The organism is Bradyrhizobium sp., assembly GCF_035701725.1.
In the GTDB taxonomy this organism is placed as follows: domain Bacteria; phylum Pseudomonadota; class Alphaproteobacteria; order Rhizobiales; family Xanthobacteraceae; genus Bradyrhizobium.
Genome location: NZ_DASSRP010000397.1, coordinates 1 through 19,826 on the forward strand (window position 1 = coordinate 1; position 19,826 = coordinate 19,826).

20 protein-coding genes are annotated in these 19,826 nt (G+C 63.4%); 12 read left to right on the top strand and 8 right to left on the bottom strand.

Features of this window, described 5'->3' with window-relative positions; genetic code table 11:
- A partial coding sequence (locus tag VFL62_RS26940) for an SEC-C metal-binding domain-containing protein (RefSeq protein WP_414644829.1) occupies positions 1–99 on the top strand: 99 nt, incomplete at its 5' end.
- Positions 100–222: 123 nt separating this feature from the next.
- Here VFL62_RS26940 and VFL62_RS23920 read toward each other — a convergent pair.
- The 6 genes from VFL62_RS23920 to VFL62_RS23945 all read right to left on the bottom strand — a co-directional run bounded on the left by VFL62_RS23920 (position 223) and on the right by VFL62_RS23945 (position 6,744).
- Entirely contained in the window at positions 223–582 is a 360-nt protein-coding gene (locus VFL62_RS23920; protein WP_325174867.1) for a cytochrome c, read from the bottom strand.
- Positions 583–593: 11 nt separating this feature from the next.
- Complete coding sequence (locus VFL62_RS23925; RefSeq protein ID WP_325174868.1) at positions 594–2,546, bottom strand: thiamine pyrophosphate-binding protein; 1,953 nt, start codon at positions 2,544–2,546, stop codon at positions 594–596.
- Between the two features lie 184 nt (positions 2,547–2,730).
- Complete coding sequence (locus VFL62_RS23930) at positions 2,731–4,197, bottom strand: murein L,D-transpeptidase family protein (protein ID WP_325174869.1); 1,467 nt, start codon at positions 4,195–4,197, stop codon at positions 2,731–2,733.
- A gap of 218 nt (positions 4,198–4,415) precedes the next feature.
- Positions 4,416–5,378 (bottom strand): acetyl-CoA carboxylase carboxyltransferase subunit alpha, encoded by a 963-nt coding sequence (locus VFL62_RS23935; protein WP_325174870.1) that lies wholly within the window; start codon positions 5,376–5,378, stop codon positions 4,416–4,418.
- A gap of 210 nt (positions 5,379–5,588) precedes the next feature.
- Positions 5,589–6,545: a site-specific tyrosine recombinase XerD gene (gene xerD / locus VFL62_RS23940; protein WP_325174871.1), complete on the bottom strand. Its 957-nt coding sequence runs from the start codon at positions 6,543–6,545 to the stop codon at positions 5,589–5,591.
- 52 nt (positions 6,546–6,597) lie between these two features.
- On the bottom strand, positions 6,598–6,744 hold the full coding sequence (locus tag VFL62_RS23945) for a histidine kinase (RefSeq protein ID WP_072818900.1): 147 nt from the start codon (positions 6,742–6,744) through the stop codon (positions 6,598–6,600).
- A 142-nt stretch (positions 6,745–6,886) separates the two neighbouring features.
- Between VFL62_RS23945 and VFL62_RS23950 the strand changes: the two genes are divergently transcribed.
- Genes VFL62_RS23950 through VFL62_RS23960 form a run of 3 tightly spaced genes read left to right on the top strand, consistent with a single transcriptional unit; the run spans position 6,887 to position 9,985 of the window.
- Positions 6,887–7,516: a shikimate kinase gene (locus tag VFL62_RS23950; RefSeq protein WP_325174872.1), complete on the top strand. Its 630-nt coding sequence runs from the start codon at positions 6,887–6,889 to the stop codon at positions 7,514–7,516.
- The gene (aroB, locus tag VFL62_RS23955) at positions 7,513–8,655 is read left to right on the top strand and encodes a 3-dehydroquinate synthase (protein ID WP_325174873.1); all 1,143 of its coding nucleotides are present in this window, start codon (positions 7,513–7,515) and stop codon (positions 8,653–8,655) included. Before VFL62_RS23950 ends, aroB begins: the two co-directional genes overlap by 4 nt.
- A gap of 22 nt (positions 8,656–8,677) precedes the next feature.
- The gene (locus VFL62_RS23960; RefSeq protein ID WP_325174874.1) at positions 8,678–9,985 is read left to right on the top strand and encodes an HlyC/CorC family transporter; all 1,308 of its coding nucleotides are present in this window, start codon (positions 8,678–8,680) and stop codon (positions 9,983–9,985) included.
- 100 nt (positions 9,986–10,085) lie between these two features.
- Here the strand turns inward: VFL62_RS23960 and VFL62_RS23965 are convergent, their stop codons facing one another.
- On the bottom strand, positions 10,086–10,358 hold the full coding sequence (locus tag VFL62_RS23965; RefSeq protein ID WP_325174889.1) for a BolA family protein: 273 nt from the start codon (positions 10,356–10,358) through the stop codon (positions 10,086–10,088).
- Between the two features lie 108 nt (positions 10,359–10,466).
- On the opposite strand from VFL62_RS23965, the gene VFL62_RS23970 reads away from it, so the two are divergent.
- Positions 10,467–11,102 carry a J domain-containing protein gene (locus VFL62_RS23970; protein WP_325174875.1) on the top strand — a complete coding sequence of 212 codons (636 nt, stop codon included), beginning with the start codon at positions 10,467–10,469 and terminating at the stop codon, positions 11,100–11,102.
- A 6-nt stretch (positions 11,103–11,108) separates the two neighbouring features.
- Here VFL62_RS23970 and VFL62_RS23975 read toward each other — a convergent pair whose 3' ends face one another.
- Positions 11,109–11,783, bottom strand: coding sequence for a DedA family protein (locus tag VFL62_RS23975; RefSeq protein WP_325174876.1), 675 nt, complete (start codon positions 11,781–11,783; stop codon positions 11,109–11,111).
- Between the two features lie 315 nt (positions 11,784–12,098).
- Here VFL62_RS23975 and cobS point away from each other — a divergent pair, with 315 nt between their 5' ends.
- The 7 genes from cobS to VFL62_RS24010 all read left to right on the top strand — a co-directional run bounded on the left by cobS (position 12,099) and on the right by VFL62_RS24010 (position 19,818).
- On the top strand, positions 12,099–13,097 hold the full coding sequence (gene cobS, locus VFL62_RS23980; protein WP_325174877.1) for a cobaltochelatase subunit CobS: 999 nt from the start codon (positions 12,099–12,101) through the stop codon (positions 13,095–13,097).
- 3 nt (positions 13,098–13,100) lie between these two features.
- Entirely contained in the window at positions 13,101–13,511 is a 411-nt protein-coding gene (locus tag VFL62_RS23985) for a GNAT family N-acetyltransferase (RefSeq protein ID WP_325174878.1), read from the top strand.
- Positions 13,508–15,409, top strand: a complete 1,902-nt coding sequence (cobT, locus tag VFL62_RS23990; RefSeq protein ID WP_325174879.1) for a cobaltochelatase subunit CobT — start codon at positions 13,508–13,510, stop codon at positions 15,407–15,409. The genes VFL62_RS23985 and cobT overlap by 4 nt, the downstream gene beginning before the upstream one ends.
- Positions 15,410–15,434: 25 nt before the next feature.
- Positions 15,435–16,508, top strand: coding sequence for an esterase-like activity of phytase family protein (locus VFL62_RS23995; protein ID WP_325174890.1), 1,074 nt, complete (start codon positions 15,435–15,437; stop codon positions 16,506–16,508).
- A gap of 48 nt (positions 16,509–16,556) precedes the next feature.
- Positions 16,557–17,519 carry a tripartite tricarboxylate transporter substrate binding protein gene (locus tag VFL62_RS24000; protein WP_325174891.1) on the top strand — a complete coding sequence of 321 codons (963 nt, stop codon included), beginning with the start codon at positions 16,557–16,559 and terminating at the stop codon, positions 17,517–17,519.
- A 118-nt stretch (positions 17,520–17,637) separates the two neighbouring features.
- Positions 17,638–18,750, top strand: coding sequence for an NADH:flavin oxidoreductase/NADH oxidase (locus VFL62_RS24005; RefSeq protein WP_325174880.1), 1,113 nt, complete (start codon positions 17,638–17,640; stop codon positions 18,748–18,750).
- 87 nt (positions 18,751–18,837) lie between these two features.
- Positions 18,838–19,818, top strand: coding sequence for a glycerophosphodiester phosphodiesterase (locus tag VFL62_RS24010; RefSeq protein ID WP_325174892.1), 981 nt, complete (start codon positions 18,838–18,840; stop codon positions 19,816–19,818).
- Positions 19,819–19,826 lie beyond the last annotated feature (8 nt).

A 19,826-nucleotide genomic window follows, 5' to 3' on the forward strand; every position in this document is an offset into this window, starting at 1 on the left:
CCGAAGAACCCGGCGACGTGGGGCAAGGTCGGCCGCAATGAGGATTGTCCGTGCGGCTCGGGCAAGAAGTACAAGCACTGCCACGGCAAATATGCGTGAGGGCGAAAAGCTCTCACGGTCGCCGCGATTCCGTCATCGCGAGCGTTAGCGAAGCCATCCAGTTTTAGGCCTCATAAGACTCTGGCGCTGACGCGCCTCGCAATGACGACGTTTGTCTGTCACCTAACGCGCGGTCTTCAGCAGCGGAATGCTGCTGGCGTCCGGTGGCGGCGGCATCTGCCGCAAATAAGCATAGATATCGGCGGCGTCCTGGTCCGATAGCACGGTCGCCTCATAGGGCGGCATCTGATCGGCGGGACGACGGAGCTGATTGACGAAGCCGTCGAACGGAAATTCGGTGCGCGACACGCGCGGGCCTGTCCTCGGCGCGCCCTGGCCTGCCAGGCCATGGCATTGATAGCATCCGGTTTCCTGGTAGAGCGTCTTGCCGTGGGCAACATTGCCCGAAATCTGGGCCTGCTGTGCCGATGCGGAGGCGATGGTCAACATCAAAAGCGCGAGAGCGAGTGAGGATTGTTTCATAACGGTCACCCTCAGCGCGGCTGCGTGACGACGTCGATCAGCACGGGCTGGCCAGCCTTTACGGCGGCGATGCCTTTGCGGAACGCGTCGGCCAGATCGTTCGGGTCGTCGATCGGCCCGATGCCGATCGCGCCATAGCCAAGCGCGATCTTTGCATAATCGATGTTCGGATTGTCGATCGTCGTGCCGATCGATGCATTGCGAATGCCGCGATTGTGCCGGTTCGCCATCCGCTGCACGTGCATGATCTCCTGATGATAGGCGCGGTTGTTCTGGATGATCGTCAGGTAGGGGATGCCGTGATGGGCGGCGGTCCACAGCGTATGAGGCGCCATGTTGAACTCGCCGTCGCCGCAGACATTGATCACGACGCGGCCGCCGCCGGCATCGCGGTGGGCCAGCGCCGCGCCGAGCGCCGCGACCGGTTGATAGCCGACGCCATAGGCGCCGGAACCGCCGATGAAGCGATAATGCTTTTCCAGCGGCCACAGCCGGTGCGGCCAGCGCGAGGAGAAATCGCCATCGGCGACCAGCGCCCAGTCCTCCATCTGCACCTGCGCCCACAGCTCCATATAGAGCCTTGCGGTCGAGATCGGCTTCGCATTCCAGGCAAAGGTGGCTTCGGTGCGCTCGCGCTCGAGCATGCCCTGATAAGCCCGGCGCAGCTTCTCGCCGCGCGTCTCGTTGGCATTCTTGCCTGACGAGGAGGTCTCGCGCTGCACGGCCTCGATCAGGGAAGGCAACGTGGTCTGCGCGTCCGCGGTGATGCTGAGGTCGGCCGCGGCGTAACGCTGAAAATCCTGATAGTTGGCATGCATCAAAAGATCGTGCGTCGAGATGCTGATGACCTTCGCACCCGGCCTGATCTTCGGCGAGTCCGTGCGTTCGAGCTGATCGCGCATCGTGTTGAGCTGGCCGAACAGATCGACCGGCTCGAGCGACAGGATGCAATCGGCCTGGGCGAGCAAGGCGCCGGCGCGCTCCGACTGGCAAAGGTAATGGGTGTTCGGCATGTTCATGCGCGCGCGGTTGTCGATCACGGGCGCCTGCAACAGCTCGGCCAGCCGCACCAGATCCGCCATGGCCTGTTGTGAGCGCGCATAGCGGTCGGCGATGATCACAGGCGCCTCGGCGGCCACCAGCATCTTGGCGGCCTCGCGCAGCGCGTTCGGATCGCCCGTGGTCTGCGCAGGCATCGTCAGGCGCGGGATCCTGAGCTTGCGCGCCTCGCGCTCCTCAAGCGGGTCTTCCTGAAGCTTGCTGTCGGCGACGATAAACACCGGCCCGGACGGCTGCGCGCAACTGAGCGCGTATCCGCGCACGGCCGATTCGGCGAAATGCTGCAACGACATCGGATAGTCGTCCCATTTGACGAAATCGCGCACGGTGGCGGCGCCGTCCTGCACGCTGTGGAACCATTCGACGCCGGGCCGTCGCTCGTTGAGCGGGCCAGCATTGCCGGTGAAAAGCAGCATCGGAACGCGGTCGCAATAGGCGTTGTAGATTGCCATCGAGGCGTGCTGCGTGCCAACGGTGCCGTGCATGATCGCCGCCATCGGCTTGCCGGCGACCTTGGCGTAGCCATGCGCCATCCCGACCGAGACTTCCTCGTGCAGGCAGGTCAGCCATTCCGGCTTCTTGTTGGCGCCATAGTTGATGAAGCTTTCCTGCAGGGCGCGGAACGTCGAGCCGGGGCAGGATGCCATGTAGTCGATGTTGAGCGTCTTGCAGACGTCGACCATGAAATCGGAGCCGGTTTTTTCCGTGGTCAGCCGCTCGAGCTCCGGCGGACGCTCGCGCTCCTTGACCCGTGTGGCTGCGTCAGGCGTCGGCGCATTGGTCTTGGCGGCAGGAGAGGTTTGCGCGCGGGTTGTGCTCGGCGCGGCCACGCTGGCGCCTCCAGCTGCGACCATTCCTTTCAGAAACCGGCGGCGGTGCAGCCCGGGTGTTTCCGATTTGGCCATGGGCCTCTCCCCATTTTTCGTCGCGCGATCGGCGAGGCCGACCCGGCGTTCTTTTTCGTTGGGCCAGAGACTAATGCAGGATCCGGAAAGCGTGAACGGGTTTTCGGAAAAGACCATGCGCCGAAAACAACCCTGAAGCGCGATCGAAGTGATTGCGCTTCGTCAGTTCAGTCGGAGTGGAGGCTTACTTCGCGGCCGAGAAGCGGCTGTCGAACGAATTCGACGACACGATCGGCTGGGCGCCGGCCACGAGGCTCGTTGCAGGTTGTGATGCCGCGGGTGCGGCGGCTGGCGCTGGGGTCGCAGCCGCGGTCTCGGTCGCAGCAGGCTTGGCGGCCGGTTTCGCCGAAGCCTGTTTGGTTTCCTTCGCCGGCTTGGCGGCCTCAAGCCGCGGCTTGACGTCGGCGACCTTCGGCTTGGCCGGGGTCGGTGGCGGCGGCGTTGTGGCCGTGGTCGCATCCGCGGACGCGCTGCCGGCAAAGGCGCGGGAAAGGCTCGAGAAGAAGCCTTCCGACTCGCCGCTTGGCGCAGCGGCGACCCGTGTCGAAGACGACGAGAGCGAGGCCGTGAGCGGATCATCCGGCGACGTCACGGACCCCCGCGGCGGGTTGACGTGATCGAGCGGGATGGTGCCGGGTGCGCGTTCCGGCGGGTTGAAGACCGACGGAGTTGGACCGGCTTCGGAAAGGCCGGTATTGCCGTTCGGGACGCGGGCGGCGAACACCCGATGCATGCCGCCATCGATGCCGGTGTTGAGCTGGGCCATCGGCGTGCCCTTGGAAACCAGCTTGGCGAATTCGGCGTCGTCGGCCGCCTGCTTCTCGCGGACGGCGTCAGCGACTTCTTGCGGAACGACATAGGCCGGGCACTTCGACGAGGCTTCGAACACAGGATCACGCTTGGCGTCCGGCGCTTTCACCGCATCGAACACGTATTTCTTCTCGCAGAAGTCGACCTTCGGTTCCTGCTTCGTCACTTCGAAATGATCGTTGCCTTCCTTGATCATTTTCCAGAAGGCCATGTGCGGGCTGTTGCGGTGCCGCGCCATGTTGAGCGCCGTCATGTGGAACGGGTAGGCCTGGAACTGGAACGATTTCTGGCCGCCGAAGAAGGACTCGCGTCCGAGCGCGTAGATTTCCGCGATCTGCTCGTCGGTCATGGCGTAGCAGCCGCGCGATGAACAGTCGCCATGGACCATCAGCTCCGAGCCGGTATGGCCGAGCGAGCGGTCATAGGCATTCGGATAACCGGTGTTGAAGGAAAGATAGTAGGCGGAGGTCGGGTTCATCTGCGCCGGCGTGATGGCGTAGAAGCCCTCCGGCGCCTGGCGGTCGCCTTCGCGGACTTTCGGGCCGAGATCGCCGGACCAGCGGCAGATCGGATAGGTCTTGAGCAGCGCGAAGCGGCCGGTGCGGTCCTGCTTCCACACTTCCAGCTCGGCTTCCTGCTTGAACAGGCGGATCAGGATCGGCGACTGCAGATCCATGTTCTTCTCGACCATCGCCGCGATCAGCTTGGGCGGGACCGGCTGGTTGGCCTTGGCGTTGGTGGCGAGCGAGCCGATCTCGTCGCTATTGCAGCCGGCGAGAAGCGCACCTGCCGACAGCGCGACAGATGTCATGAGCGCGCGAACGAGCGAGCGACGAATCAATGCAAAGCTCCACACCCAACGGGCAAATCTCGCACCCCAAACCAGCGTCGATGCCCTGAAGCCATTGAATAAAACTTTACCCTTAAAGGCCCTGCCGTCGCAAGCCGAGCTGGCCGGTGTGACCCGCGCGCCATCAGGCATAGTCAACAGAGTTTAAACGCTGGCGCACGGCGCAATTGCGGCTGGAATAAGGCGAGGGCGTTCGCGAAGATCAGTCGTCAGAACGGTTTGCGGCCAATATCGAGGAATTTCTGCCGCCGTTGCTTGCGAATCGCCTCGGCGTCCATCTGCTTGAACTCGCTGAGCGCCTGCGCCACCGCCTCGCCGGTGCTGGCGATCATGGCCGCGGGGTCGCGATGGGCGCCCCCGACCGGCTCCTTCAGGATCTGGTCGATCACGCCGAATCGCAGCATGTCCTGGGCGGTGATTTTCATATTGGTGGCCGCCTCCTGGGCCTTGGTCCCGTCGCGCCACAGGATCGAGGAGGCGGCCTCTGGCGAAATCACGCTGTAGATCGCATGCTCGAACATCAGCACGCGGTTGGCCGTGGTGATCGCGATGGCGCCGCCGGACATCCCCTCGCCGGTGATGATCGCGACATTGGGCACGGTGAGTGCAAGGCAGGCGTCGGTCGAGCGCGCGATCGCCTCCGCCTGGCCGCGTTCCTCGGCGCCGATGCCGGGATAAGCGCCGGCGGAATCGACGATCGACAGCACGGGAATGCCGAAGCGGTCGGCCATCTCCATAAGTCGCACTGCCTTGCGGTAGCCCTCCGGACGCGCCATGCCGAAATTATGCTTGATCCGGGAATCGGTGCTGGCGCCCTTCTCCTGGCCCATCACGCAAATGCTCTCGCCCTGGAAGCGGCCAAAGCCGCCGACCAACGCCTCGTCCTCGGCGAACTTGCGATCGCCGGCGAGCGGTGTGAACTCCGTAATCAGCCCGTTGATGAAATCGGTGAAATGCGGCCGCTGCGGATGGCGCGCCACCAACGTCTTTTGCCACGGGGTCAGCCCGGCATAGAGGTCGGCGAGCGCCTGCGCGGCCTTCTCCTCGATCCGCGAAATCTCCTCGCCGATGTCGCTGCCGGAGGCCGCGAGCACGCGCAATTCATCGATTTTGGAATCGAGTTCGGCGACGGGCTTTTCGAAATCGAGGTAGCTGCGCATGTGATCCGGCATCAAGACAATATAGAGACGAAGCTATCCGCGGTCGAAGCGGCGCTGGGGGTGGCTTAGGAAAGTACGTATCTTCAGATAGTTAGCGTGGGCTCGAAGGTCGGGCGTCACCCCCTCGGCCGAACACGCGCCGGGGAGCGGGCGGAAAAGCTCTTTCGGGGGAGACGCGGCCGAAGTCAAGAAGTTCGCCCGGGGCGAGTGTGGATCGCCCCGCTATCCCTCGGACAGCGGATGCAGATCACGCACCAGGCTTTTCAGGCGTTCTTCGACCACGTGGGTATAGATCTGCGTGGTCGAAATGTCGGTGTGGCCGAGCAGCGTTTGGACGATGCGCAGGTCGGCGCCGTTGTGCAGGAGATGGCTGGCGAAGGCGTGGCGCAAGACGTGCGGGGAGATCTGGCGCGGCGCGAGGCCCGCCGAGGCCGCGAGTTCCTTCAGGTCGCGCGCGAAATGCTGGCGCGTCAGATGTCCGCTTTCGCCGAAGGAAGGAAACAGCCACTTCGACACGGCGGCGTTTTTCGCCTTTGACGTCCTGAGTGCCTCCATCGCCGCCAGGTAGTCGGCCATCGCCCGGCGCGAGGCCTCGTTCAGCGGCACCAGCCGCTCCTTGTTGCCCTTGCCGCGCACCACGATCATGCGGGCGTCGCTGCGCGCGGCCGACAGCGGCAGCGCCACCAGTTCGGAGACGCGCAAGCCCGTCGCGTAGAGCACTTCGAGCAGGCAATAGAGCCGCATCGCGCGAAGCTGCGCCTGCGGCGAAGGGCTGGCCTCGCCGGCCAGCGTCTTGGCGTGCGTCAGCAGGCGATCGACGTCCGCTATCGAGAGCACCTTGGGAAGGCCGCGGCCGCGCTTGGGGCCGGACAATATTGCCGCCGGATCGTCGCTGCGAATCCGCTCGCTGAGCAGGAAGCGAAACAGATGCCGCATAGCCGACAACCGCCGCGCCACGCTCGAAGACTTGAAACCCCTGGTGTCGAGGTCGGCGAGATAGTCGCGCAACGATTGCGTCTCGGCGCCGGCGAAGCTCTGCCCTTCGCCGACAAGAAAGGCGGAAAGGTCGTTGAGGTCGCGGCGATAGGCGTCGAGCGTGTTGCGGCCGGCGCCCTGCTCGGCGGCGAGCATGTCGAGGAACAGGTCGATCAGTGTCTCATCGGAAGGCTTGGCGCGCATTCGCAAACCCTAACCCGCAAATCCTTGACGAACCCCTCCCGGCTGGATCCGGCTATTTCTTGAGGAACTTGTCCGGCGGCACGTTGATCGTCATTTCGCGCGGCTTCGGATTGACGAAGTTCGCCAGCGCGAAAATCGTCCCATAGACGACCCCCACAATGATCGCGACCACGGTCAAAAAGCGGAACAGGCTCGGCATGTGCTAAATGGCTGGCCGCCTCGAGAGGCGAATTAACCCTAGATTTGTCGAAATGGGCCTGATTTGACTACCACCATGTTCGACATTTCGTTGCAAGGGTTTATGGTCACTCTTTGAATTCTCAGCCGCTCGATTGAAGAAAATGCCCGATATTGTCCTGCCCAATGCCGTCACTGCCACCCAGGAAGCCGAGATTGCGGCGGCCCTCGGCGCGCGTTCGATCGTGCTGGTTGGCATGATGGGGGCTGGCAAGTCCACCATCGGACGGCGGCTGTCGGCCCGGCTCGGCCTGCCATTCCTCGATGCCGACGCCGAAATCGAGGCGCGGCATTTCGGAATGCCGATTCCGGATATTTTCGCGAAATATGGCGAACCCTATTTCAGGGATGGCGAGGTGCGGGTAATTGCGAGCCTGCTCGACAATGGGCCGGCGGTGATCGCGACCGGCGGCGGCGCCGTCATGCGGCAGGAAACCCGCGATCGCATCCGCGAAAAGGCCGTTTCGATCTGGCTCAAGGTCGATAGCGACGTGATCATGCGGCGGGTGAAGCGCCGCTCCGACCGGCCATTGCTGCAGACTGCTGATCCCGAGGCCACGGTCGAGCGGCTGATCAAGGAACGCGAGCCGGTCTACAGCCTGGCCGATGTGACGGTGTGGTCGCGCGATGTTCCCCACGACAAGATCGTCGACGAATGTCTCGATGCCTTGCACGAAAAGCTTTGCGGTGGCCGCGCGGCGCAACGCGACGACAGCCTGGGCGCGGCGCAATGACCGCGCCGTTCAAGCACACCGACCCGATCACCGTCGACGTCGCGCTCGGCGATCGGGCCTATGACATCGTGATCGGCCGTGATGTCCTGGCCTCGCTCGGCGAGCGCGTTGCGGCGCTGCGGCCCGGCGCGCGGACCGCCATCGTCACCGATCGCACGGTCGCCGGCCATTGGCTCAAAGCGGCAGAAGCGTCGCTGACGCAGGCGGGCATCGCAACCTCCCATGTGATCGTCGAGGAAGGTGAGGGCTCCAAGAGCTATGCGGTTCTCGAGAGGGTCAGCGAAGCCCTGATCGCGGCCAAAATCGAGCGCAACGACCTTGTGGTGGCGCTGGGCGGCGGCGTGGTCGGCGATCTCGCGGGCTTCGCGGCTGCGATCCTGCGCCGCGGCGTCGATTTCGTTCAGGTGCCGACCTCACTGCTGGCGCAGGTCGATTCCTCGGTCGGCGGCAAGACCGGCATCAATTCGCCGCAGGGCAAGAACCTCATTGGGGCATTTCATCAACCGGTGCTGGTGGTCGCCGACACCGCCGTGCTCGATACGCTGTCGCCCCGTCAGTTCCGCGCCGGCTACGCGGAGGTCGCCAAATACGGCCTGCTCGGCGACGAAGCTTTTTTCGCGTGGTTGGAGAAGAATCACGCCGACATCTTTTCCGGCAGCAGCGCGCGCGAGCATGCCATCGCGACATCCTGCCGCGCCAAGGCGGCAATCGTCTCGCGCGACGAACGGGAGAACGGCGAGCGCGCTTTGCTCAATCTCGGCCATACCTTCGGCCATGCGCTTGAAGCGGCGACCGGCTTCTCCGACCGGCTGTTTCACGGCGAGGGCGTTTCCGTCGGGATGGTGCTGGCGGCGCAGCTTTCCGCGCAGCTTGGGATGATTGCGGACGACGATGCGATCCGTATCAAGCGCCATCTGGCCGATGTCGGTTTGCCGACGGCATTGCAGGAGATTGCAGGTTTTACCCAGGAAGGCCTGGCCGACGCCGACGCGTTGATGGCGCTGATGGCGCAGGACAAGAAGGTCAAGCGCGGCCGGCTCACCTTCATCCTGCTCGAAGCAATCGGCCGCGCTGTCATTGCGCCTGACGTCGAGCCGTCATTGGTGCGTGATTTTCTGAAAATCAAACTTCGGGCCTGATTCGGCAATTGAATAGACGCGCATGGATTGGATCACGTTTTCCATCGTCCTGGTCTGTCTTCTGGTGTCGGCATTTTTCGCCGCCAGTGAAACCGCGCTGACCGGCGCTTCGCGCGCCAGCATGCTGCGGTTGTCGAAGCAGGGCAATGCGGACGCGATCATCGTCTCCGGCCTGTCGGAGATGCGCGAGCGCTTGATCGGCGCGTTGCTGCTCGGCAACAATATCGCCAACATCGGAGCTTCCGCGCTGGCAACCGGAATCTTCACGGCCTGGTTCGGCGAGGTCGGTGTGCTCTACGCCACCGGCGTGATGACGGCGCTGGTCGTGATCTTTGCCGAGGTGCTGCCGAAGACGATCGCGATCAATGCGCCGGACCGCGTCGCACTTGCGGTCGCGCGCCCGATCAAGATGACCATGGTTCTGCTTGGGCCGCTGGTCACGGTCGTCGAAGGGATCGTGCGGCTGTTGCTGAGGTTGTTCAACGCTACCGCAAATCACAATCAGCCGATCCTGTCGCCGTTCGAGCGTCTGCGCGGCGCGGTTGATCTGCTTCATCACGAAGGCAAGGTCGAGAAGCAGGACCGCGACATGCTCGGGGGATTGCTGGACCTTCGCGAGCTTCAGGTCTCCGACGTGATGGTTCACCGCACCGAAATGGTGATGATCAACGCCGACCTGCCGCCGGAAGAGCTGGTGCGCGAGGTGCTGGCGACCGAGTTCACGCGCATTCCGCTGTGGCGTGAGAAGCCGGAAAACATCATCGGCGTGCTGCACGCCAAGGACCTGTTGCGCGCCATCCGCGCATCCGAAGGTGAAACGTCCAAGATCGACGTCACCACCATCATGCTGCCGCCCTGGTTCGTGCCGGAGATGCGTCCGGTTTCCGAGCAGCTCAAGGCTTTCCGCCGCCGCAAGACCCACTTCGCGCTCGTGGTCGATGAGTACGGCGAGGTCGAGGGGATGGTGACGCTGGAAGATATTCTGGAAGAGATCGTCGGCGATATTTCCGACGAGCATGATGTCGTGGTCGCCGGCGTTCGCGCCCAGCCCGACGGCTCGGTCGTCGTGGATGGTTCGGTGCCGATCCGCGACCTCAACCGGGCCATGGACTGGCATCTGCCCGACGAGGAAGCGACCACGGTTGCAGGTCTCGTGATCCACGAGGCGCGCTCGATCCCCGAGCGCGGGCAGAGCTTCACCTTCCACGGCTTCCGTTTCCGTGTGCTTCGACGCGAGCGCAACCGTATCACCGCGCTTCGGATCGTCGCAGTGCCGCGCGAGGCTGACAGTGCGGAGAAAATGCCGAGGCGAGCGGGCAAGGCCTTCTAGTCAAAAGGCCTTTTAGTCAAAATCTCTTGAGGTCAGGCTGCCGATACGCCGTTTCGGCAGGCTTGTCCGAGGGAGCGCCGCCCGTCGTACGACCAGCGGATCAGTTGGCCTCTCCCGGCGCCTGCGCCTTGATCGCCAGCGCGTGCACGCCGCCGCCCAGTTCCGCAGCGAGCGTCGTATTAATCATGCGGTGGCGCTCCAGCCGGCTCTTTCCTTTGAAGGCATCAGACACAATATATATCCTGAAATGTGTCTCGCCGCCGGGCCTGTGGCCGGCATGGCCTTCATGAAGATGTGATTCATCCGACACGTCGAGGCTTTCGGGCGAGAAAGCTTCGCGCAACTTGTTTGTGATATTGGCTTTGGTGTTCATGGCTGCGGCAATACGTCTGCCGTCAATTTTCGTCAATGCCTTACCCGGAGTGAACGGTTTCGCAATGTCAAGACTTGAAGCCTGAAGCGTTGCGTAGTCAAAGACAGCATGCCGATTGATTCATCCAAATTCTTCGACTCCATTCGCATCAAGCCGACCAAGGTGAGCGCGAAGCGCCAGGCGCAGTCGGGTGTCGAAGCCGTGGCCTGCGAGTGGGCGGGGTGCGAGAACAAGGGCGCCCACCGCGCGCCGAAGGGCCGCGAAAACTCGCGCGAATACTGGCATTTCTGCCTCGACCATGTCCGCGAGTATAATCAGTCCTACAATTTCTTTCAGGGAATGAATCCGGAAGACGTCGCGCGCTACCAGAAGGATGCGCTGACCGGCCATCGCCCGACCTGGAAGATGGGCGCCAACGGCGCGAAGAAGGGCGAGGGCGATTTCGAGGCTGCTTCCGATCCGTTCCACATGTTCAGCGAGCTCAATGGCCGCGGCAGATGGCGGCCGGGTCCGGGCGCGCGGGAGGCCAAGCCGGAAACGCGCAAGGTCATGAACGCCGAACGGAAGGCGCTGCAGGTTATGGGCCTTGGCGCCGAAGCGACGCTCGATGACGTCAAGGCCAAGTACAAGGCGTTGGTCAAGCAACATCACCCCGACGCCAATGGCGGCGACCGCTCCACCGAGGATCGCCTGATCGAGATCATCAAGGCCTACAACTACCTGAAGACGGTCGTGCGCGCGTAAAACGGATCAGAGCTTGCCGCGTTCGGATTGAACCGCAGGCTCCATCAGGGTGCCACCCCGCCGGCGACGGCGTGACCAGGTCACCAGCGCGACGATGACAGCGCCGACCACAACCGTCGCGATCCAGTATTGCTTGGCGACGTGGCCGTGAGGCGCAAACCCGCCATAGCGGTGCAGTGCTGTGATCGCGAGCACGCCCGGCAGCACATGGGCCGGCGCCCAGAGCAGCACGGCTGGAATATTGACGCCAAAGAAACTCGGCGGCGACATTCCGAGCGCGCCGGCCGTGACCGGAACAAAGGCCCGGACCGGCGGCACGAAGCGCGCGAAGAAGACCGCGAGTGTACCCCAGCGGTGGAAGAAGGCCTCGCTTTGCGCGACCAGGTTCGGATGGCTCGAGAGCGGCCAGACGTTGAGGAGCTCGCGTTGCTGGCGATGACCAAGCATGTACGCCGACCCGTCGCCGAGCAGGGCGCCAAGGACGGCGGCAAACAGGACCCACGGCAGCTGCAGCTCGCCCCCCGGGACCAATGCGCTGAGGGCGAAGATGATGGTCGAGCCCGGAACGACCGCGCCGATGATCGGAACCGCTTCCAGCAGCGCCGCCAGGAACAGCGTCAGATAGGCCAGCCAAGCGTGGGCCGAGACAAAGGCAATCAATGGGTCGATCAGTGAGGCCACGAAAATTCCCTATATTTCGGGGGAAGGGTGCTTGGCGCGCAGACCTAATACAACTCGCCAGATGGCCGGAAAGTGCCGCCACCCCGTCCGCCAGACATTGGTCGCGCGAGGCTTTGCCTTGGACTTGACGGGATTCGCAGGGCAGCCTTCCAAAACTGCGTCCAGCCACTATGTTTATGATTATTCAACGGAACTTTGATTGCGGCATGGGCTTCTTCCTACCGCTGCTCTCTGGTAGGTTTCATTTTAGAGCTACCCATCCGCAGCCTTATCCATAAATCTGGTTTCGGGAGCGCCCGCGACCTCGGAGGACCGATGACGACCGCCGCCATGACCACAGCCACAGAGCCCGCAGGCATGCCCGACATGAAGGTGTCGGTGCGGCAGGTATTCGGCATCGACAGCGACCTTGAAGTGCCGGCTTATTCGCAGGTCGACCCGCACGTGCCGGATGTCGATTCCGATTACCGTTTCGACCGCGCCACCACCCTCGCTATTCTCGCCGGCTTCGCGAAGAACCGCCGCGTCATGGTCACCGGCTATCACGGCACCGGCAAATCGACCCACATCGAGCAGGTGGCGGCGCGGCTCAACTGGCCCTGCGTTCGCGTCAACCTCGACAGCCATATCAGCCGCATCGATCTCGTCGGCAAGGACGCGATCGTCGTCAAGGATGGCAAGCAGGTCACCGAATTCAAGGATGGTATCCTGCCCTGGGCTTTGCAGAACAACGTCGCGCTGGTGTTCGACGAATACGATGCCGGCCGGCCCGACGTCATGTTCGTGATTCAGCGCGTGCTGGAGGTCTCCGGCCGCCTGACGCTGCTCGACCAGAACAAGGTGATCAAGCCGCACCCGGCGTTCCGTCTGTTTGCGACCGCCAACACCGTCGGTCTCGGCGACACGTCCGGCCTCTATCACGGCACCCAGCAGATCAACCAGGGCCAGATGGACCGCTGGTCGATCGTCACCACGCTGAACTATCTCGCCCACGACGAGGAAGTGGAGATCGTGCTGGCGAAAGCTCATCATTATCGTACACCTCAGGGCCGCGATATCGTCAACAAGATGGTCCGGCTTGCCGATCTCACCCGCAACGCATTCGCCAACGGCGATCTGTCCACGGTGATGAGCCCGCGCACGGTGATCACCTGGGCGGAGAACTCGGAGATCTTCGGTGATATCGGCTTTGCGTTCCGCGTCACCTTCCTCAACAAGTGCGACGAGCTGGAAAGGCCGCTGGTGGCCGAATTCTATCAGCGCTGCTTCAACGCCGAGCTTGCCGAGTCCGCGGTCAACGTAGCGCTGAGCTGAACCATGCCGGCGATCGCCGTCGAGCATACGATCGGCGAGACCAAGCGCGCGGTGTTCGGCGGCCTCATCCGCTACAATGAGGAGAAGATGGGGAAGCAGCGATACCGCCGCTTCGCCATCTCGCTCCGTGAGAAGAAAAAGATCGTCGGGGGCGTCGTCGGCGAAGTGTGGATGACGGTGTTGTTCATTCAGCTGTTCTGGATCGATCGACGCTTCCGCGCCAGGGGTTACGGTGCGGGGTTGATCAAGAAGATCGAGGACGAGGCGCGCCGGTTCGGGGCCATTCGTTCTTATGTCGATACCATGAGTGTCCAGGCGCCCGGCTTCTATCGCAAATGCGGTTACAAGGCGTTCGGTTCGATTGACGGTTATCCTCGTGGCGTGACGCGCCATTGGCTTACGAAGACACTATGAGCACATCAAACAGCAAGTTTCGCACTGGACCCAAGGAAGCGCCGACCGAGCCGTTCAAGCGCTCGGTCACCGCGTGCCTGCGCGCGATTGCGAAAAAGCCGGAACTTGAAGTGTCGTTCGCCGCCGAGCGGCCGGGTTTGGCGCCAGGCAAGGCGCGGTTGCCGGAGCCGCCGCGCAAGATGACCAAGCGCGACGCAGCGATCGTCCGCGGCCATGCCGATTCGATCGCGCTCAAGCTCGCCTGCCATGACCCGAAAGTGCATCGCAAGCTGATGCCCGGCAATCCGCAGGCGCGTGGTGTGTTCGAGGCGGTCGAGCAGGCGCGCGTCGAAGCGCTCGGCTCGCGGCGCATGTCGGGCGTTGCCAAGAACCTCACCGCGATGCTCGACGATCATTTTCATCGCGGCAAGTTTGACGAGATTACCGATCGCGCCGATGCGCCGTTGTCGGATGCACTGGCCATGCTGGTGCGCGAGCGGCTGACCGGGCTGGCCCCGCCGACCGCGGCCCGCAAGATGGTCGATCTGTGGCGTCCGTTCCTCGAAGACAAGATCGGTGCCCGGCTCGACCAGCTCGATCGCCTGGCTGAAGATCAGGCGAAATTCGGCGACGCCGTGCACGATTTGCTGTCGGCGCTTGAACTCGGCGATGACCGCGATGCGGAAGCCGACGAGGACGAGAACCAGGACGACAGCCGCGAGGGCGAAAACGACCAGTCCGGCGCCGATGGTTCGCCGGAATCCGATGCCGCGCAGGAGATGAGCGCCGACCAGGCGCAGGCCACGACCGAGGAAATTTCGGACAGCGCGATGGAGAGCGCGCAGGCTTCGACCTCCGACACGTTCGACGATGGCGAACTCGGCGACGATGAAACGCCGGGTGAGGCGACGCGGCCGAACGCGCACGGCAAGAACGAGCCGCGCGGTCCGGAATACCACGCCTTTGCGCCCAAATTCGACGAGGTGATTGCGGCCGAAGATCTTTGCGATCACGACGAACTCGAACGGCTGCGGAGCTATCTCGACAAGCAGCTCGCGCATCTCCAGGGCATCGTGGCGCGGCTCGCCAACCGCTTGCAGCGCCGGCTGATGGCGCAGCAGAACCGCGCCTGGGAATTCGATCTGGAGGAGGGCATTCTCGATCCCGCCCGTCTGCCGCGGGTCGTGACCGATCCCTATCATCCGCTCTCGTTCAAGCACGAGAAGGAGGCGACGTTCCGCGATACCGTGGTGACGCTGCTGCTCGACAATTCCGGCTCGATGCGCGGCCGCCCGATCACGGTCGCGGCGACCTGCGCCGACATTCTGGCGCGCACGCTGGAGCGTTGCGGCGTCAAGGTCGAGATCCTCGGCTTCACCACCCGCGCCTGGAAAGGCGGGCAGTCGCGCGAGGCGTGGCTGGCCGCCGGCAAGCCGGCCAATCCCGGACGTCTCAACGACCTCCGGCACATCATCTACAAGTCGGCCGATGCGCCGTGGCGGCGCGCCCGCAAGAATCTCGGTCTGATGATGCGCGAGGGTCTGTTGAAGGAAAATATCGACGGCGAGGCGCTGGATTGGGCGCACAAGCGCCTGCTCGGCCGTCCCGAACAGCGCAAGATCCTGATGATGATTTCCGACGGCGCGCCGGTCGACGATTCCACGCTGTCGGTCAATCCCGGCAACTATCTGGAGCGGCATCTACGTCACATCATCGAGGAAATCGAGACGCGTTCGCCGGTCGAGCTGATTGCCATCGGCATCGGCCACGACGTCACGCGCTACTATCGCCGCGCCGTCACGATCGTGGACGCGGAGGAACTCGGCGGCGCGATCACCGAGAAGCTCGCCGAATTGTTCAGTGAGACGCATGGGGCTGCGCCGGCGGCAACAGGTTCGCGGCGCCGGCTGCACTCCTGATGCCGGCGTGAGGCGGCTCGGCAAAATGCCGTCGGCATCGGGCCTGTCGCGTCGCGCTTTGCTGCAACTGGCCGCCGCCGGCCTTTCGACAATGGCCGCCTCCGGCCTTGCCAAGGCGCAATTCGTCTCGCCACCAGCCGCGCCGGGGCAAACCGAAGACCATTCGCCCGATGCCCCGGTCCCGATCGAGGTCAAGTCCCGGCCGATTCCCTGGTTCGACCGTCACGATCATGACCGCGTGCGCTTTGGTGCGCTCGAATACCGCAGCGGCCTGGTTCTGACCTCCCCGTACCCGCAATTCGGCGGACTGTCCGGGCTGCGGCTCGATGCCAAAGGCGAACGCTTCATCTCCTTCAGCGACAAGGGGCGCTGGTTCACCGGACAAATCCGGTATCAGGGCCGCGCGATGACGGGACTCGCCGACGTCGAATCGGCGCCGATGATAGGGCCCTATGGCAAACCCATCACCGCCCATGGCTGGTACGATTCGGAATCGATCGCGCTCGACGGCTCGCTTGTCTACATCGGACTTGAACGGGCGAACAAAGTGTTGCGGTTCGATTTCTCCAAGGGGTTCACCCGCGCCCGCGGCGAGATCGTACCGCTGCCTGTGGCCGCAAGCCGGCTGCCCAACAACAAGGGCCTCGAAGCCTTGGTGTTCGTGCCGAAGGGCCAACCGTTGGCCGGAACGCTGATCGCGATTTCGGAGCGCGGCCTCGACCCAAACGGCAACCTGATCGCATTTCTCGTGGGCGGCCCAACGCCAGGCCAGTTCAGCGTTCGTCGGACCGGGGAGTTCGACGTCAGCGATGCGGTGTTGCTGTCGAACGGTGATCTCCTCATCCTGGAGCGGAAATTTTCCTGGACGTCCGGTGTTGGGATTCGTATCCGGCGCATCCCGCTTCAATCGGTTGCGCCCGGCGCCGTGATCGACGGTCCTTCGATCTTCGCGGCCGATCTCGGCAACGAGGTCGACAACATGGAAGGCATCGACGCCTTCGTCACCGAGCAGGGCGAGACGGTGCTGACGATGGTGTCGGATGATAACTTCTCGATGATCCAGCGCACCCTGCTGCTGCAATTTACGCTCGTGGGGTGATATGTCGTGCCGGATTAGTGTTGTTAGGTAGTGGAGAGCGGCGTGTTGATGCGTGGATGGGTGCAGTGGATGGTCGTTGCAGGCAGCGTGTTGCTGTCGACCACGGCACAAGCCGAAAACTGGCCGTCTCGCCTGATCAAGGTTGTGATCCCCTTTGGCGCGGGAAGCGCGGCCGATGTCGTGCCGCGCGTCGTGTTCGACCGGCTTGCGGCGGAGCTTGGCCAACCGATCGTGGTCGAAAATCGACCCGGCGCCGGCGGCACGATTGGGACCGCGGCCGTCGTGAAGGCGGATCCGGACGGCTACAGCATCCTCTCCCAATCCTCGGCATTGTCGATTTCGCCCGCGATCTATCCGAAACTGCCGTTCGACATCACAAAGGACCTGTCGTCGGCATTGATGATCGGCGTCAGCGCCAATGTGATGATTGTGCCGGTGTCGCGGCCATGGAAGACGGTGCAGGATTTCATCGCCGACGCCAAGGCGAAGCCCGGCTCGATTTCGTTCGGCTCGGTCGGCGTCGGTAGCGCGACCCATATCAGCGCGGAAAAATTTCGCCTCGCGGCCGGGATCGAAACCACCCACGTGCCATATCGCGGCGGCGCCGAAGTCATTGCCGATATTCTCGGCGGCCGGCTCGATTTCTACTTTTGCCCGCTCGCCACCGCGCTTCCTCTGATCAAGGAAGGCCGGGTGCACGCGCTCGTGATCTCGACGGCCAAACGTGCCGCCGATCTGCCCGATGTGCCGACACCGGCCGAAGCGGGGTTGAAGAACGCGGAAAGCCTGTTCTGGCTCGGTGTATTCATGCCCGCAAAAACGCCACGTGACATCGTTGACAGGTTTCACGATGTGGGAACCAGGCTCTTGGCCGAGCCTGCGATGCAGGAAAGCCTGACAAGGCTTGGCATCGAGCCGTTCCCGATGACGCCGACGCAGATGGATGCGTTTGTGGCGCGAGAAATCGCCGAGAATATCGCGCTGATCAAGGCGGCCGGAATTAGCCCTTGAGCTCGATACCGTTGCGTTTCCGGAAGCCCGTTCCACGTATTCGACATTCGACGACCGTCATAAGAGTGAATTATAGATCAGTGTAAGACGATCTGTTCCCGGTATCGGATACCGCTTGATGAGCGCCCTGTTTTCTCCCATCCGCCTGCGCGATCTGGCGTTGCCCAATCGCATCATGGTGGCGCCGATGTGCCAGTATTCGGCGGAAGGCGGCAAGGCGAACGATTGGCACTTCACGCATATCAACAATCTTGCGCTGTCGGGCGCCGCGATGTTCTGCATGGAGGCGACCCATGTCGAGGCGATCGGGCGCATCACGCCGGGCTGCCTCGGGCTGTGGAATGACGCCACCGAATCGGCGCTGCGGCCGATCCTGGCCTCGGTGCGCCGGCACTCGACGATCGCGATCGCGATTCAACTCGCCCATGCCGGTCGCAAGGGATCGAGCCACAAGCCCTGGGAGGGTGGACAGCAGATCCCGCTCGGCGAGGGCGGATGGCAGACGGTTGGACCATCGCCGGTCGCGCACAAGGACGGCGAGCTGGCGCCGCTTGAACTCGACGCCGTTGGCCTCAAGCGCGTCCGCGATGCCTTTGTCGAATCGGCGCGTCGCGCCGATCGCCTCGGCATCGATGCCGTCGAGCTGCATTGCGCGCACGGCTATCTCTTGCACCAGTTCCTGTCGCCGATCTCGAACCGCCGCGGCGACAAGTATGGCGGCTCGTTGCCGAACCGGATGCGTTACCCGCTCGAAGTGTTCGATGCGGTCCGCGCGGTATTTCCTTCGAAGAAGCCGGTCGGCATCAAGGTCTCCGCAACCGACTGGGTCGATGGCGGCTGGGATCTCGTGCAAACGATCGAGTTCGCCAAGGAATTGAAGAAGCGCGGCGTCGACTGGATCGATGTCTCCTCCGGCGGGGTGTCGCCGCACCAGAAGATTCCGTTGTCGGCCGGCTATCAGGTGCCGTTCGCGCAGGCGATCAAGGAGGCGACCGGCGTCACCACGATGGCGGTCGGCCTGATCACGCAAGCCAGTCAGGCCGAGGAAATCATCGCCTCCGGCAAGGCCGACATGGTCGCGCTTGCCCGCGGCATGCTTTACGATCCGCGTTGGGCCTGGCACGCCGCGGCCGAGCTTGGCGGCGAGGTGTTCGCCCCGCCGCAATATTGGCGTTCGCAGCCGTCCTCGCAAAAGGCGTTGTTCGGCGAAACCAGATTCGGAGCGCGGTAGACAGCCGTGCCGGTTGAAGGCGAAATTCGGCGAAGCATGTGCGGTGGCGTTGCGGCCATCGGTGCCGTGGTCGCGGTCGTCGCGACCATGGCCGTGGGAAACACTTTTGGCGCCGGACCGGCGAGCGGGAAAGACATGAAAATGCCGGCCTTCGACATCGAGGCCCATCGCGGCGGCCGCGCGCTGCTGCCGGAAAATACGCTGCTGTCTTTCGCAAATGCGCTCTCGATGGGCGTCAATACGCTCGAACTCGATATCGGTGTGACGCGCGACGGTGTGATCGTGGTCTCGCATGAGCGCGGCCTCAATCCGGACCTCGCCCGCGGGGTGGACGGCAAGTATGTGACTGCGCCCGGCACGCCCTTCGTTCAGCTCACGCTCGAGGAGGTGAAACAATACGACGTCGGACAACTGCGCCCCGGCAGCACCTATGCGGCGCAATTTCCCGACCAGCACGCGGTGCCCGGCACCAGAATCCCGACCTTGAAGGAACTGATCGATCTGGTGCGCCGCTCGGGCGATCAGGACGTGCGGCTCAACATCGAAACCAAGATCGATCCGAACCACCCGGAGGAATCGCCGACGCCGGAGCGGTTTGTCGCGCTGCTGCTCGAACTGCTGCGTACCGAGAAATTCGAAAACCGCGTCATGGTGCAGTCGTTCGATTGGCGGACGTTGCAGCTGGTGCAAAAGCTCGCACCGGAAATTCCGACCGTCTATCTGACCCTGCAGGCAGCGCGGAACCCGACGGTTTTCCCCGACAAGGCTTCGGAATGGACGGCCGGCTTCAATCCGGCCGAGCACCAAGGATCGATCCCGCGCACCATCAAGGCGGCGGGCGGCGCGATCTGGTCGCCTTATTGGCGCGATGTGACGCCCGAACGCCTCGCTGAATGCCGTACGCTGGGTCTCAAGGTGGTGGTCTGGACCGTGAACCAGGCCGCCGATATGACGCGCTTGATCGAGATGGGCGTCGACGGGGTGATCTCCGACCGGCCTGATCTTTTGCGCAAGACAGCCGGCGAAAAGGGTATCGCGCTTCCCGCCGCTCATCCGGTGACGCCGTAGGGCTTGTT